11 protein-coding genes and 1 pseudogene are annotated in these 13,994 nt (G+C 66.8%); 6 read left to right on the top strand and 6 right to left on the bottom strand.

From position 1 onward, the window contains the following. Positions 1-34: 34 nt before the first annotated feature. Positions 35-478, top strand: a complete 444-nt coding sequence (locus SLQ30_RS31310) for a MerR family transcriptional regulator (RefSeq protein ID WP_319451061.1) — start codon at positions 35-37, stop codon at positions 476-478. Here SLQ30_RS31310 and SLQ30_RS31305 read toward each other — a convergent pair. Beyond that, positions 453-1,130, bottom strand: coding sequence for a TetR/AcrR family transcriptional regulator (locus SLQ30_RS31305; protein WP_319451060.1), 678 nt, complete (start codon positions 1,128-1,130; stop codon positions 453-455). The genes SLQ30_RS31310 and SLQ30_RS31305 overlap by 26 nt on opposite strands. A 124-nt stretch (positions 1,131-1,254) precedes the next feature. On the opposite strand from SLQ30_RS31305, the pseudogene SLQ30_RS31300 reads away from it, so the two are divergent. The 4 genes and pseudogenes from SLQ30_RS31300 (at position 1,255) to SLQ30_RS31285 (ending at position 6,053) form a co-directional block, all read left to right on the top strand. Beyond that, a pseudogene (locus tag SLQ30_RS31300) lies at positions 1,255-2,384 on the top strand (VOC family protein). After that, positions 2,381-3,319, top strand: coding sequence for a fumarylacetoacetate hydrolase family protein (locus SLQ30_RS31295; RefSeq protein WP_319451059.1), 939 nt, complete (start codon positions 2,381-2,383; stop codon positions 3,317-3,319). The pseudogene SLQ30_RS31300 and the gene SLQ30_RS31295 overlap by 4 nt, the downstream one beginning before the upstream one ends. Then, positions 3,316-4,866, top strand: coding sequence for a bifunctional 3-(3-hydroxy-phenyl)propionate/3-hydroxycinnamic acid hydroxylase (locus SLQ30_RS31290; RefSeq protein ID WP_319451058.1), 1,551 nt, complete (start codon positions 3,316-3,318; stop codon positions 4,864-4,866). Before SLQ30_RS31295 ends, SLQ30_RS31290 begins: the two co-directional genes overlap by 4 nt. After that, positions 4,863-6,053, top strand: a complete 1,191-nt coding sequence (locus SLQ30_RS31285; protein ID WP_319451057.1) for a cytochrome P450 — start codon at positions 4,863-4,865, stop codon at positions 6,051-6,053. Before SLQ30_RS31290 ends, SLQ30_RS31285 begins: the two co-directional genes overlap by 4 nt. 141 nt (positions 6,054-6,194) lie before the next feature. Here SLQ30_RS31285 and SLQ30_RS31280 read toward each other — a convergent pair whose 3' ends face one another. Then, the gene (locus SLQ30_RS31280) at positions 6,195-6,692 is read right to left on the bottom strand and encodes an SRPBCC family protein (protein WP_319451056.1); all 498 of its coding nucleotides are present in this window, start codon (positions 6,690-6,692) and stop codon (positions 6,195-6,197) included. Positions 6,693-6,750: 58 nt separating this feature from the next. On the opposite strand from SLQ30_RS31280, the gene SLQ30_RS31275 reads away from it, so the two are divergent. After that, positions 6,751-7,776: an LLM class flavin-dependent oxidoreductase gene (locus SLQ30_RS31275; protein WP_319451055.1), complete on the top strand. Its 1,026-nt coding sequence runs from the start codon at positions 6,751-6,753 to the stop codon at positions 7,774-7,776. Positions 7,777-7,792: 16 nt separating this feature from the next. Here the strand turns inward: SLQ30_RS31275 and SLQ30_RS31270 are convergent, their stop codons facing one another. The 4 genes from SLQ30_RS31270 to SLQ30_RS31255 all read right to left on the bottom strand — a co-directional run bounded on the left by SLQ30_RS31270 (position 7,793) and on the right by SLQ30_RS31255 (position 13,852). Further along, positions 7,793-8,563, bottom strand: coding sequence for a CDP-diacylglycerol diphosphatase (locus SLQ30_RS31270; protein WP_319451054.1), 771 nt, complete (start codon positions 8,561-8,563; stop codon positions 7,793-7,795). Positions 8,564-8,598: 35 nt separating this feature from the next. Then, the gene (locus tag SLQ30_RS31265) at positions 8,599-9,822 is read right to left on the bottom strand and encodes a fatty acid desaturase (protein WP_319451053.1); all 1,224 of its coding nucleotides are present in this window, start codon (positions 9,820-9,822) and stop codon (positions 8,599-8,601) included. Positions 9,823-9,832: 10 nt separating this feature from the next. Continuing rightward, entirely contained in the window at positions 9,833-10,969 is a 1,137-nt protein-coding gene (locus SLQ30_RS31260; RefSeq protein ID WP_319451052.1) for a ferredoxin reductase, read from the bottom strand. Between the two features lie 114 nt (positions 10,970-11,083). Continuing rightward, a complete protein-coding gene (locus SLQ30_RS31255) occupies positions 11,084-13,852 on the bottom strand; it encodes a helix-turn-helix transcriptional regulator (protein ID WP_319451051.1) in 2,769 nt (922 codons plus the stop codon). Positions 13,853-13,994 lie beyond the last annotated feature (142 nt).

Below are 13,994 nucleotides of genomic sequence, written 5' to 3'. Positions count from 1 at the left end.
GGTGTCAGGGTCAATCCACCGGTATAACGGGTTCATGCGCATTGGTGAGTTGGCGCGGCGTACAGGCGTGAGTGAGCGTTCGCTGCGTTATTACGAGCAGCAGGGCATGTTGGTCTCCGATCGAACCCCCGCCGGACAGCGCGAGTACCGCGAGGCCGCCGTCGACCGGGTGCTCCACATTCAGGAACTGTTCGCCGCGGGTCTGCACAGCGGAACGATCGCAACGTTGCTGCCGTGTATGCGCGATGCGGACGGCGGTCCTGCTGATTCCGCCACGGCGCGGCTCGGCCAAACGCTGGCGGCCGAAGGGCTGCGGCTGGACAAGCAGATTCGCGAATTGACGAACCATCGCGCCGTGCTCGACGAAGTCATCACGGCGGCCGCAGGCGACGTAGCCGTAGCGCCAGACTCAGTCGAACAAGTTGTCGCGCAACATAATTTTGCACCGAACGCTAAGCCGCCGATTCGGGCTCGCTGAGCTCGTCGATGTCGGGCAGCGGCAGCTGACACAGCCTGCGCGCGTCCTTGGCACTCATCCCGAACAGCCGGAGCAAGTCTTCGGTGAATCGATCGGACGTCTCGGCGTCGTCCCGCTCGGGCTGAGCCATCAGCAGCTGACCGAGTCCGAGTAGGGAGCCACCTGCGATCGCCAGGCCCAGCTCGGGGTCGGGCACGTGGAAACGTCCGGCTTTGGAGGCGGCGATGATGTCGCGCAGCGCGCGTGGCGCCAAGCCGCGGTCGGCGGACATCAACGGCAGCCCGTTGCTCAACAACACGGCACTCTCCTGCGGGCGGTGCCGGAAGAGCCGCCCGGTCAGCCGAAAGCTGCAGGCGAACTGCTCCGCCGGGTCCTCCATCGACTCGGTCAACTTGTCCAGCCGTGCGCCGTGGAGGTCGAGGACCTCGTTGACCGCGGCGGCGAAGAGTTCTTCCTTGCTGTCGAAGTGGTTGTAGAACGAGCCCATGCCGACATCGGCGGCCTGGGTGATTTCCAGCACCGGCACGTTGAGCTTGCCTGCAGCGATGAACGACTGAGCGGCCGCGATCAGCGCTGCGCGAGTGCGCTGTTTTCGTCGGGTCAACCGGTTCGGCGGCTGGTCCTGCTGATCGGCTTCACGTGTCGTTGCCACCGCTGCTCCTCTCAGATCTGGCGAGTATATCCGGTTCCGTCACTTTTGAAGATTTCGTCAGAATCCCTTGACTGAGGATAGCAGCGTATGTGACGATTTCGTCAGATCAACGAACGTAGTGGTGATGAGCCTGAGCGCACACACCGACCTGCACAGTGAGCTGGGCGCGCAGCGCGGTGAGCACCCCGGCCGCTCCCGCACTCCGGTGATCAAGGTGGCCGACATCGCCTGGTTGGAGTTCGAGAAGCCCGACCTCCGGCGGGCCGAGGCATTTGCCCAGGCCTTCGGATTCTCGACGCTGCTGCGGACGACCGACGAGCTTCAACTGCGCGGCACCGATGCCGCCGCCCCCTGCGTGCTGGTGCGACGCGGCCCACGCTCGAAATTCGCCGGAATGGCGTTCACCGCGCAGGACGAGGTCGACGTGTTGCGCGTGGCCGATGCCATGAACGCCCCCACCCGGGCGCTGCCCGAGAGCATCGGCGGGTTGGCAGTAGACCTCGTCGACCCGAGCGGGGTTCCGGTCCGCGTCGTCGCGGGCACGCACGACCTGGCCCCGCTGCCTCCCCAACGACCTCATGTGCTCAACGTCGGCCATGAACTTTTGCGTGCCAACACAACCCAGCGGCCACCGCGTTTCCCGCCCGTGTGCAACGGCTTGGACACGTCGTGCTGCAATCAACCAAGTACGTCGAGGCGTTCAACTGGTACCTGGACAACCTCGGCATGATCGTCAGCGACTTTCTGTACTTCCCCGGCCAGCGCGCGCTGGGTCCGACGATGAGCTTCATCCGCTGCGACCGCGGCGATGAGCTCGCCGACCACCACACGCTGGCCATGGCGCTGGGCCCCAGCAACCGCTACGTGCACTCCGCGTATCAAGTGGCCGATCTCGACGCCATGGCCGCCGGCGGCGAATACCTGCGCGAGCACGGCTACCAGCGGTCATGGGGCATCGGACGGCACATCCAGGGCAGCCAACTCTTCGACTACTGGCGCGATCCCGACGGCTTCATGGTCGAGCACTTCACCGACGGCGACATGTTCGACGAATCAGTCGAACCCGGATGGGCGGCCTTCACGGCGTCCGGCCTCGCCCAGTGGGGACCGCCCGTCACCAAGGACTTCCTCGGCTTGGCGCCGGGCCGGGAGTCCGTCGCCGAACTGCGCTCGATGTACAGCGCCGTTCGCGACCACGACAACGAATTCACCCTCACCCGCCTGCGCGGCCTATTGAAAGTAGCGAGCTCGTGACCACCACCATCCTGCACACCGCCGACGCGTGGTACGTCGTGACCGACACCGGCGCCGCGCAGATCGACACGGCGGCATCCACCACCGGTGAGCTGCTCGAGGACCGGCCCGCGATCGGCGCGGCCGCGGCTAGTGGCGGCACCGTCGTCGTCGAGACCCTCGACCTGGTCTCCCCCGTCACCGCACCATGTCGCGTCGTCGCACAGATGACCAACTTCGTCTCACACGTCAAGGATGCCGGGCTGGACCCGGATACCATCCCGCTCACCTTCTTCCGCAAGGCCTCCGGCTCGATCAACGGGCCAGTAGACGACATCGTCAAACCGGCACACGTCCGGTTCCTTGACTACGAGGTCGAGATCGGGCTCGTCATCGGCCGCGACCTGCCCGTCGGCACCACCGTCACCGAGGCGGACCTACCCAAATACGTCGCGGGCCTCGTCGTCACCAACGACGTGTCGGCCCGGGATATTCAGCTGCCGAAAACCCAGTTCTACGAAGCGAAGTCGTATCCGACGTTCACCCCGGTCGGTCCTGCGCTGGTGTTGCTCGACGCCGCCGAGCTGAAGCGCTTCGGCGACCTGCGACTCCAACTGCGCGTCAACGGCGAGCTTCGCCAAGACTCGATCGTCGGTGGCGACATGATCTATCCGCCGCTGCGCGCACTTCAGGAGTTGACGCGGTTCCAGCACATGGCCGTCGGCGACCTGCTGCTCACGGGCACCCCGGTCGGCACCGCGCTCAGCGCGCCGGCGAAGCCGATCGAGTTCATCGGATCACTGCTGCCGCCCGCGCTGAAGTGGAAGGCCTTCTTCAAGTCCCAGGCCAGGAACGCCAAATACCTGCACGCGGGCGACGTCGTCGAGGCCGGCGTGGCCACCGACGACAAGGCCATCGACCTCGGTACCCAACGCGCCGTGGTCCGCTACGCATGAGCACTGCGGTCCCGCATGTGCCGGTCGTCGTCATCGGGGCCGGCCCCACCGGAGTCACGGTGGCCACGCTGCTCGCCCAGTACGGCGTCGACAGCCTCGTGCTCGATCGGTGGTCGACCGTGTACCCCCAACCGCGCGCCGTGCACCTCGACGACGAGATCTACCGCATCGTGGCCCGACTCGGCGTGGCCGACGAGTTCGCCGCGATCTCACGACCCGCCCTCGGCCTTCGGCTGCTCGACGGCTCGATGAAGGTACTTGCCGAGTTCACCCGCGATACGGGCCTGAGCGCCAACGGCTTTCCCCAGGTCAACATGTTCGACCAGCCGGAATTCGAAGCTCTGCTGCGGGCCAACCTCCAGCGCTACCCGCACGCGAAACTACGCGGCGACGTAGAGGTCATCGACGTCGCCGAGGATGGCCATGGCCGCGTACGCGTCACGTACACCGACCGAGCAGCTCGCCGCGAGCACGTCGTCGAGGCCGATTACGTGCTCGGATGCGACGGCGCCAACAGCATCACGCGCGCCAGCATCGGCTCGAGCATGGAGGAACTCGGGTTCGAGCAACGGTGGCTCGTCGTCGACGTCGCCACCTCCGCCGACCTCGATCAGTGGGAGGGTGTCCATCAGGTGTGCGACCCGGCCCGCGCGGGCACCTACATGCGCATCGGTGCGACGCGCTACCGCTGGGAGTTCCGACTTCTCGACGGCGAGCGAGCCGACGACTTCGACACGCTCGACGCGCTCGGTCCGTTGCTGAAGCCGTGGGTCGATGGGGTATCCACCGACGAGCTGAAACTGTTGCGCGTCACCGAGTACACATTCCGGGCGCAACTCGCGGACCGCTGGCGTCGAGGCCGAATCCTTCTGCTCGGCGACGCCGCCCACCTGACTCCCCCCTTCATCGGCCAGGGCATGGGGGCCGGGGTGCGCGACGCGATGAATCTGGCGTGGAAGCTCGCCGGCGTGCTCCAGTCGAACTTGCCCGCGAACGTACTCGACAGCTACGAACGAGAGCGAAAGCCCCACGCCCGGCACCTGATCCGGCTTGCGCGCGGAGTCGGGCGGGCGATGACCGCGGGTGGTGAATTCGGCGACCTCATCCGCCGCGTTGTCGTTCCTCGGCTGCACCTCCTGCCCGGCCTCAGTGCCAAGGTGCTCAACAGCCGAACCCCGGCGCTGCGCCGGTCGACCATGGTCCACAGGGCCAGAACGCCGTGGCAGCTGGCAGGCTCGCTGTGCCCGAATCCTCTGGTAGCCGGGAAGCAACGCCTCGACGCCACCCTCGGGAACGGCTTCGCAATCGTCACCACCGTCACGCCGGGGCCGGCCGAGCGCGCGCTGGCCGAGCAGCGCGGCGCGGTCATCCAACTGGCCGCACCCGGCACCGAGTTGGCGCGATGGCTGCGCCGCGGCCGGGCCCGCGCCGCCGTCATCCGACCGGACCGCACCGTGATGCTGGCGGGTCGCGCGCTCTGCGCGATATGTGATGCCCTCCCCCCGTCTGCCACCATAGCCGAGACGGCGGCGCAGGTGCCCGAATGATCAGGCACCGCAATGGCATCCCTAGCTATCGCCCCGACATCTACTCGACGGATGCGATCGTCGACCCCTATCCGCACTACGCGCGACTGCGCGAGCTCGGACCGGCTGTATGGCTGCCCCGCCAGCGCGTCTACGTCGTGGCCCGCTATGCCGAGTGCAAGTCCGTGCTACGTGACGACAAGACCTTCAGCTCCGGCAAGGGCGTGGCACTCAATCCAGTCTCGAATCGCCTCGGCGAGGGCACCACGCTCAACAGTGACGGGGCGGATCACGACCGGCGCCGCAAACTGGTGGCCCACCGGATGCTGCCTCGGGCGTTGCGTGCCATCAGCGACAACGTCGACGAACAGGCGGCCGCGGTGGTCGACGCCGCCGTGGCCTGCGGCGAAGTCGACGGGGTCTCCGAGGTGGCAACGGCGTTGCCAATGGCAGTGGTACCCGATCTGGTGGGCTGGCCGCGGCACCGGCGCGATCAGCTGATCGCCTGGGGCGGGGCGACATTCGACATCCTGGGGCCGATCAACCGGCAGGCCGCCAAGGCCATCCCCGACACCGTGCGGATGTTGAGGTTCGCTCGCGGCGTCGTGCGCGACCGCACCATGCTCGAAGGCAGCCTCGGTCACGACGTGTTACTCGCCGCGGATGACGGCCGGCTGACCCACCGCGAAGCCGCTGCCCTGATGATCGACTACATCGCACCCTCGATCGACACCACTATGAGCGCCATCAGCAACGCGCTACATCTGTTCGCCACTCATCCCGAGCAATGGCAGCTGCTCAAGGCCGATCCCACGCTCGTCCCCGCCGCCATCAACGAAGTCATCCGCTACGAGACTCCGCTACGGGCTTTTTCCCGAAAGTCGGTCAGCGAAACGACCTTTGGTGAGGCGCCGCTGCCCGAGGGCGCTCGGGTACTGGTGATCTACGCCTCCGCCAACCGGGACGAGCGGGAGTGGGACGACCCGGACACCTTCGACATCCGCCGCGACGCGGGCCGCCACCTGGGCTTCGGCAACGGCACACACGCCTGCGCAGGACAGGGCTTGGCGCGGCTCGAGACCACCGCCATGCTGAACGCGCTGCTGCAACGCGTCGAACGCATCGAGCTAGCCGGGACCCCGACATGGGCCATCAACAACATCATTCGCCGACACGAACGGCTGCCACTGAAGCTCATCGGCAACTAGTCGAGCAGTCGCGTCGCGTTGGCGGTGGTCAGCGTGCGCCAGTCCGTCGGCTCTTCATCCAGCAGCGCCACCTGGTGGGCGGCGCCCATGGCGGAGATCCGGCGGCTCGAATTCCGCCATCACCGCACACTCGACCCGGAGCTACCCGACGTCTGCGAACTCGTCGCGGATGCAGTCCAGGTTGGTCTGCATGTTCTGCCGCCATTCGGCCAGCCGGCCCGCGACGATCCGGGCCTCCTTGTCCGGCTTGGCGGTGATCGCGTAGGTCAACCCCGACGGACCCGGGCCCATCCGCGCCCACTGCCGAATCAGCGCGCCGTCACTGGTGGGTTCGACTTCGAAGCCCCACGTCGCACACACGCCGTCGGCGCCGATGACATTCCACACCCAGCGGCGGCCATCTTCGACCTCGACGACCTCGCACTCGGTTTGCCAGGTGCCCATGGCCGCGTGCTCGTTACTGCCGCGAAACCTGGCGCCCACCTTCACTCCATCGGCGCCGCCCAGCCACTCCACGCGCTGCAGTTCAGGTGAGCACCGCGCAGGCAGTCCGATGTCGGTGACGCGTGCCCAGGCGGTGGGCACGTCACACTTGACGCGTTGGGTCACCTCTATCGTCGGCTGGTCCCGATAGCGCATGCTGGGCAGCCTGCCATAGTGCACGTAACGCATCGGCAGAAACGAACCAGGAGCGACAGTGAAGCTCGGAGCCCTCATCGAGCCCCGCTCGCCCGGATCCGCGGACTTCGCCATCGCCGCGCAGCGGATCGGTGTCTCGTCACTGTGGGTACCCGAGGTCTGGGGTTATGACGCACTCACCGGGCTCGCATACCTCGCCGCCAAGACCACCACCATCGGTCTGGGAACCTTTGTCGTGCAACTAGGTTCGCGCAGTCCGGCACTGCTGGCCACCTCGGCGTTGAGCCTGCAGGAACTGTCGGGCGGCCGGTTCATGCTTGGTGTGGGCACGTCTGGACCCGGGGTGATGGAGGGCTGGCACGGCGTCCGGTTCACAAGGCCTGTGCAGACGACACGCGAGACCATCGAGATCGTCCGGACCGTCAGTCGTGGGGACCGACTCGAGCATTCGGGCGAGATATATCCACTTCCGTTGCCCAACAGCGCAGGAAGCGTGCTGCGCCCACTCGTCCGCCCGGATCACGTGCCCGTGTACGTCGCCGCAATGGGCCCGCAGAATCTCCGCCTCACCGGCGAGGTCGCGGACGGTTGGCTCGGCAACGCGTTCATCCCCGAGGCCGCCGACGTCTTCCTCGGCCCGCTGGGAGAGGGCGCGGCGCTCGCGGGCCGCACGCTCGCCGACCTCGACCTGGTCGCGCCGGTCGCAGTGGAGTTCACCGACACCGAGGAAGAGGGCGATGCCGCAGCACGCCGACACGCGGATGGGTACGCGTTCACCATCGGCGCGATGGGGGCGGGCGGGAAGAACTTCTACAACGATGCCTTCACCCGACTCGGATACGGAGCAGGGGTGGAGACCGTCGCCAAGCTTTGGAAGGACGGTCGGCGCGAGCAGGCCAAACGAGCAGTGCCGATCGATCTCGGCCGGCTCACCAACCTGCTGGGCACCGACGATGCGATCGCAGAGCGCGTCGCGCGGTACCGCGAGGCCGGAATCACCACGTTGCTCGCCAAGCTCGAAGGACCCTTCGGACAACAACTTTCGGTGCTAGAGCGGCTGATCGGGATCGTCGCAGCGCACTAGCAGTGTCGCAGCGGGCTCACTTCGGCTGCGGACAGGACGTGTGGTCTTGAAGCGCCTCTCCGCCCGCGGTATCGCCTGCGGCGACGTCGACGTGATCGGCGAGCACGACGAATCCCGGTTGACCGTGAGGACCGTACGACCCCACGACGACGAGCGTCTGCGCACCCATGTCCGAGCGCGCGCCCGCGACGCCGTCGGCCAGGAGTAGGAACGGATTGACCGCGTCGAGATCCTCGCCGTCGACCGCGATCGCGCTGTAGCGGTGACCCATGAGCGGCACCGGGAAGGGCGCCCAGCGCGGACCGATGTCGGCGGCATGGCGAGTCAGCGCCGCGCGCACGGCGGGCCGGATGCAGTCGACGTGGATGTGCAACTGGTCCTGTGTCCGTGCGTCTTCGGAGTTGATCGCCAGGCTGACCCAGTCCCGCGGCAGCGTCCATCCGGCGCGCTCGTCGACGAAGGAGCGGGCCCGCCAGGCCGCCGCAAAGTAGTTCGGTGCGTCCAGCGCCAGCAGCGTCGGACTCTCGATCCCGGTGACCCGACCGGTCGGGATGAGCAGGAATTGGGTTGCGCCGACGAGGTCCTTGAGCACCGCGGTGCCCTTGTCCTCCCCGGCGCCCAGGTCGACGTCCGCGCAGGGGGCAGGGTCGCCGTGCTGCTCCTGGTCGGGGACGCAATGGTCGTTGACGATCTGCCAGAGCGCATTCGGATCGGCGTGCGCCACCGCCGGGCCGGCGCCGACGACGGCCACCACGAAAGCTGCCGCGGCTTTCGACCAACACACCATGCAGGCAGCCTGCCACAGCGCGGGCGCTGCGCAGCCTAGGCCATCTGGAGTTCCCGCATCGCCGTGCGCAGTCCCCTTCGCTTGCCGGTCTCGGGGTCGACGCCGAAGGTCTCGCGGACTCCGTCACGAATGCGGAACTTCAACTCCGAGTGGGTTTCCGGTGCGTCGTCGGGAGTTCCCTTCAGGAACCTGTTGGGCAGTGCGAGCTTCGCGATCGTCCAGAAGGATTGCCCGTACTGTCGCACCAGCGGGCCCGTCGTGTACGGCAGGTCGTACTTCTCGCACAGCGCCCTGACCCGCTCGCCGATCTCGGCGTAGCGGTTGCTGGGCAGATCCGGGAACAGATGGTGCTCGATCTGGTAACAGAGGTTGCCGCTCATGAATGCCATCAGCTTCCCCGCGTTGAAGTTCGCCGAGCCGAGCATCTGTCGCAGATACCACTCGGCGTGCGTCTCCGTCTCGTACTCCTCCTTGGTGAACTTCTCTGCGCCGTCGGGGAAGTGCCCGCAGAAGATCACCATGTAGGACCAGTAGTTTCGGATGAGGTTGGCGACCGCGTTGGCGCCGAGGGTGTGCTTCCAGGCCGGTCCGGTCAAGGCGGGGAAGACGACGTAGTCCTTGCCTACCTGCTTGCCGACTTTTCTCCCGATGATCTTCATGTCCTTGAGCACCTCGCCCTTGCTCTTCTCACCCTTGCGGAACTTCGTCGTCTCCAAGCCGTGCGCGGCGACCCCCCATTCGAACAGCGTCCCGAGCAGCAGGTTGTAGATCGGGTTGCCGATCATCCACGGCTCCCAGCGCTGGTCGCGGGTGAGCCGCATGATGCCGTACCCGACGTCGTCGTCCAGCCCGACGATGTTGGTGTACTTGTGATGGATGAAGTTGTGCGACTTCTTCCAGTGCACTGTCGGAGACGTTGTGTCCCACTCCCATTCGGTGGAGTGAATCTCCGGATCATTCATCCAATCCCACTGCCCATGGGTGATGTTGTGCCCGAGTTCCATGTTTTCGATGATCTTCGCCAGCGCGAGCATGCCGGTGCCAACCGTCCACGCGACCTTGTTTCTACTCCCGAACAACGCGATGCGGCCGCCCGCCGCGAGCCCGCGCTGAAGTTGGATGGCGCGCCGGATGTAGCGAGCGTCGCGCTCGCCGCGAGACTCCTCGATGTCGGTCCTGATCGCGTCGAGCTCGCGCCCCAGTTCTTCGACGTCCTCTGGGGTGAGGTGGGCGTATTCCTTGAGGTCGCTGATGGCCATGTCTGAACTCCTAGATGTTGAGTGTGCAGTCGCCGGAGGCGGCGGAAATGCAGGTCTGGATTCGGTCGCCTTCGCCGTGTTCGGTGCCGGACCGGAAGTCGCGTATGTGGCCCGATTCCAAAGGCAGCACGCAGGTTTGGCAGATGCCCATGCGGCATCCGAACGGCATCTGGATGCCCACCTGTTCGCCGGCTTCCATCAGCGAGGTGGCCCCGTCGGCTTCCACGGTCTTGTCGGACAGCGCAAAGGTGACGGTGCCACCCTCGCCACCCTTGTCCGTTCTCGCGATGACGAAGCGCTCCATGTGCAACTGGTCCTCGGAAACGTCGGCGTCTTTCCACACCTCCTCGATGGTGTCGAGCATCGCCGGCGGACCGCAGGCCCAGGTGGGCCGGCCCTTCCAGTCGGGGACGAGTCCGTCGAGCTCGGCCTCGAAGTCGAGGTGTCCCATGTCGTCGGTCAGTTGGAGGTGCAATCGGTAGTCGTCACCGTCCTCACCTAGCCGCCGCAGCTCGTCGTGAAAGATCACGTCACGCGCCGAAGGCGCGGAGTGGATGTGCACGACATCGGGGTCACGGCCCCGCTGCCGAAGTGATCTGAGCATGGCCATCACGGGCGTGATGCCGCTGCCCGCCGTTACGAGGAGCAGCTTCGCGGGCGGTGGGTCGGGCAGCGCGAAGTCGCCCTTGGGTACGGCAAGGCGAACGATCGTTCCGGCTTTCACACCGTTCACCAAGTGCGTTGACAGGAAGCCCTCGGGCGTCGCCTTGACGGTGATCGAGATGAGCTTCCTGTCACGCCGCGGGATAGACGTCAGTGAGTACGACCGCCAATGCCATCGCCCGTCGATCCGTAACCCGATCCCGACGTATTGGCCGGGCTGGTATTCCCCGGAGAAGCCCCAGCCAGGTTTGATGGTCACGGTGGCGGAGTCTTCGGTTTCTCGCTGCACGTCAACGACCTCGCCCCGCAGTTCCCGTGCAGACCACAGCGGGTTGAGCAATTTCAGGTAGTCGTCGGGCAACAGCGGCGTGGTCGCCCGCGCCGCGAGTCCGCGAAGCACGTTGATCTTCGGGGTCGACGCCGTCTCGACGTCCTTGGCGGGGGCCTCGCTCCAGCGCGTGAAGTCGCGCAGCTTCAGAGCCATGGCGCATGCCGCCAATCGAGGTCAGCCTGACTTTCTGGTGAACACATGTACACCGACTACCCGATGGTGACGGCGTTCACACCTGGCCAACCCATTCGATCCAGCCGACGCGGTTCAGTCCTGGCCGGTGGGACCGCCGCCGGCCGAATATTCCTGGAAGGCGATCGTCAACTGGACACGCGACTTGACGTCCAATTTCTTGAACACTGCCCGCATGTGCGTGTTGACGGTATTCGGCGAGACTCCCAATTCTGCTGCCGCAGAACGGTTCGCGTGTCCCGCGCTGATCAACTCGACGACACGCAGTTCGGTCGGCGTCAGGGCCGCCCAACCCGTTTGAGGCCGGGCCGCCGCCTGGGGTATCCGAACGCCTCGGATACCTTGTCTGCGAAGGAGATTCGCTATCGATCGGACGCTCGCCGACGCGCCGATGCTCTGATAGAGCTCCGACGCCTCCAAGAGCGCGTCGGCACCGGCGGTCGGCTGATCCTGCTTCAGCAGGGTCGCCCCGAGGTCTTTCAGCGCGTCGGCAAGCAAGAGCGGTCGGGGGGACTCGCGGAGTGTACGGACTGCGTCGCCGAGCAGTCCGGCATCGTCGGCGATCAAGCCGTGAATGTGTAATGCCGTGCCATCCAACGTGGCCACACCTGGATTGCGTTGCGCGACAAGATCGGCGATCGCGGCGGCCTTGTGCGCCAACGCCTGATTGCCGGCGTCAAGCCCGATGCGGGCAAGTGTCCGCATCCACGGCGGGGACCACGGCCACGGATCGCGAAACTCTGCGGCGCCGTCGAGCAGCGGTTCCAGCATCGCCAGGCCGGCCCCGGCGTCACCGGTGCCCGCCTTCAACCAGCCCTGCATCAACCGCAGGCTGGGGACGCTGCCTTCATGGGGCGCGTCATCCTCGACGGAGGCCAGCACCTCGGCCACCCGCGGGTGCTCGCCCCGGTGCATCGCCGCGGCGGCCAGCACCATTTGTGCGCTGAGCCGATATCGGTGGTTGCCCGTCTCGTCGGCAAGCGTCAACAAAGTGCTCGCCCCCGCTTCGGCGGCATCGAGGCGCGCGAGATTGTGGTCTTGCCACATCTGCGCGTACAACATCGACGGCAGCGCCTTGTCGACATCGTCTGACGCCTCGCGAATCTTGATGAGCATGGCCTCGGCGTCGTCGTAGTGATCCAGATGTTGAAGCGTCCGGATCTCTTCGGCCTGGTACGCGGAATCCGACAGTCGCCGCAGGTCGGTGAAGCGGTCGAGGGCGAGGCGGTGTCGGCCCTCGTTGCGGGCATTCTCGATCAGCGCGACCACGGCCAGCCTTTGGGAGTAGAAGTCTCCGAGCCTGCGGCCCTCGGCGAGTGCGTCGTCGGCCATGGCAGCGGCGACCGCAGGAGACTGCGTCCTGGTCGCCGCAAGCGCCCTGGCCGAGGCCAGTTGCGCGCGCGACACCGCGGACACCCCGGGCTGGCTCATGCTGGCGCTGGAACGCCTTTCCATCTGTTCGCATTCGCCGACACACCAGAGCGCGCGGCAAGCCTGCAGTTCGATCCGTGCGATGAGCTCGGCCTCGGAGGCAACGGCGAGCAGCCGGTCCGCGACGACGAGGGCCTGGCGGTCGTGCTGGGCGTTGACCTGCGTCTCCACCGTCCGAATACCGGCCACGAACCACAGCGGGCGTCCTGGTGAGCTCAGCGCGAACGCCTGCTGAGCCAGTTCGGCGGCCTGATCCGGCATGGAGACGAGGCATTCGCGAGCGGCCTCCTCCAGTGCGACGATGGCTTCCTCGTCGTCCTGCACCGCGCTCGCCCGGAAGTGGGCAGCGGCGGCCAGGGCCGATCCGCCGTCGCCGACGACGTAGCGGGCGCAGGCTCGATGGAGTGCCCGTCGGTCAGCAGGCGCAATGTCGGCGTAGACGGCCTCGCGGACCAGGTCGTGCGGAAAGAACACGGCGCCTTCGGCGCTGCCGAGCAACCCGTTGTCGACGCCTTCGCGCGCCAGAATTCGCACTTGCGCATCGGAGACGTCACCCAGCAGGATGCCGGCGTCGGGCATGCTCAGCGCTCGGCCCCAGACGGCCGCCAGCCGAGTCAGCGCGGCGCCCTGAGCCGACAGCGCGTCAAGTCGCGCACGCACGCCCACCGACAACTCTGCGGACAGGTCGCCGACGTGCTGCCTCCGCTCGCGTCGGCGGGTCCAACCGTCGATCACCTGGACCGCCCAGAATGGATTGCCTCCGACGCCGCCCAACAGAGTCCGGAGCTGTGCAGCCGGCTCGGCGCCGAGGCGGTCGGACGCAAGTTCGTCAATGTCGTTGGGAGCCAACGGGTCCAACGCGATGCGAGTGATCGTGGTCGAGTCGTCGGTGCCTGCGATGACCTCGTCGAGCGCAGCGCGTGGGGCCCACCGGCTGGTCACCAGCCACACCACCGGAGAGCCCGACAGCCGGGCGGGCAGCACCCGGAGCGCGAACCTGGTCAGCCGGTCCGCCCACTGCAGATCATCGATGGCGACGAGTACCGGCGCGGTCGCGGCCAACTCCTCCAGCAGCGCGCCGATTCGATCGACCAGCCACAACGGCTTGTCGTAGAGCGGCGCGAGGCTGGCGAACGCGTCGCCGGGCAACAGCGGTTGCGGGCCCGATCGAAGGGAGACCAGCAGCGGGGCGCCCGGGGCGATCTGGTCCCCATGCTCGGCCTTGCCGCTACCGACGATGAAGCCCGACCGGCCGGCTTGCTCGACGACGGCGCGCAGCACCGCCGACTTACCGATGCCCGGTTCTCCGCTGATCACGACCAGGGCACCCTGCCCGGTGCGCGCCGCGCGCCGCAGCGCGCTCAGCGCCTGCGACATCGCCTCGCTGCGCCCCCTGAGCAGGGTTTGCGCCATCAACCATCCGTTCGATCAACCCCAGATTCCGACCATACTCACGCCGCCTCGGGCTCCCCTGTGGCCAAGCGAACGGCCCTGACGCGACGGCGTAGAGATCAACACCGAGTCCGTCGAAAGGCTTCCCGACCTGGGTTCACAG

It is taken from the genome of Mycobacterium sp. RTGN4 (assembly GCF_033804635.1).
GTDB lineage: Bacteria > Actinomycetota > Actinomycetes > Mycobacteriales > Mycobacteriaceae > Mycobacterium.
Note: the sequence above shows the minus strand (reverse complement) of the source record. Positions and strands in the feature narration are given on the sequence as shown.

Excerpts from the sequence above, each read along its gene's own strand:
- SLQ30_RS31310 (WP_319451061.1), top strand. The coding sequence starts at position 35 with ATGCGCATTGGTGAGTTGGCGCGGCGTACAGGCGTGAGTGAGCGTTCG.
- SLQ30_RS31290 (WP_319451058.1), top strand. The coding sequence starts at position 3,316 with ATGAGCACTGCGGTCCCGCATGTGCCGGTCGTCGTCATCGGGGCCGGC.
- SLQ30_RS31285 (WP_319451057.1), top strand. The coding sequence starts at position 4,863 with ATGATCAGGCACCGCAATGGCATCCCTAGCTATCGCCCCGACATCTAC.
- SLQ30_RS31280 (WP_319451056.1), bottom strand. The coding sequence starts at position 6,692 with ATGCGCTATCGGGACCAGCCGACGATAGAGGTGACCCAACGCGTCAAG.
- SLQ30_RS31270 (WP_319451054.1), bottom strand. The coding sequence starts at position 8,563 with ATGGTGTGTTGGTCGAAAGCCGCGGCAGCTTTCGTGGTGGCCGTCGTC.
- SLQ30_RS31265 (WP_319451053.1), bottom strand. The coding sequence starts at position 9,822 with ATGGCCATCAGCGACCTCAAGGAATACGCCCACCTCACCCCAGAGGAC.
- SLQ30_RS31260 (WP_319451052.1), bottom strand. The coding sequence starts at position 10,969 with ATGGCTCTGAAGCTGCGCGACTTCACGCGCTGGAGCGAGGCCCCCGCC.
- SLQ30_RS31255 (WP_319451051.1), bottom strand. The coding sequence starts at position 13,852 with ATGGCGCAAACCCTGCTCAGGGGGCGCAGCGAGGCGATGTCGCAGGCG.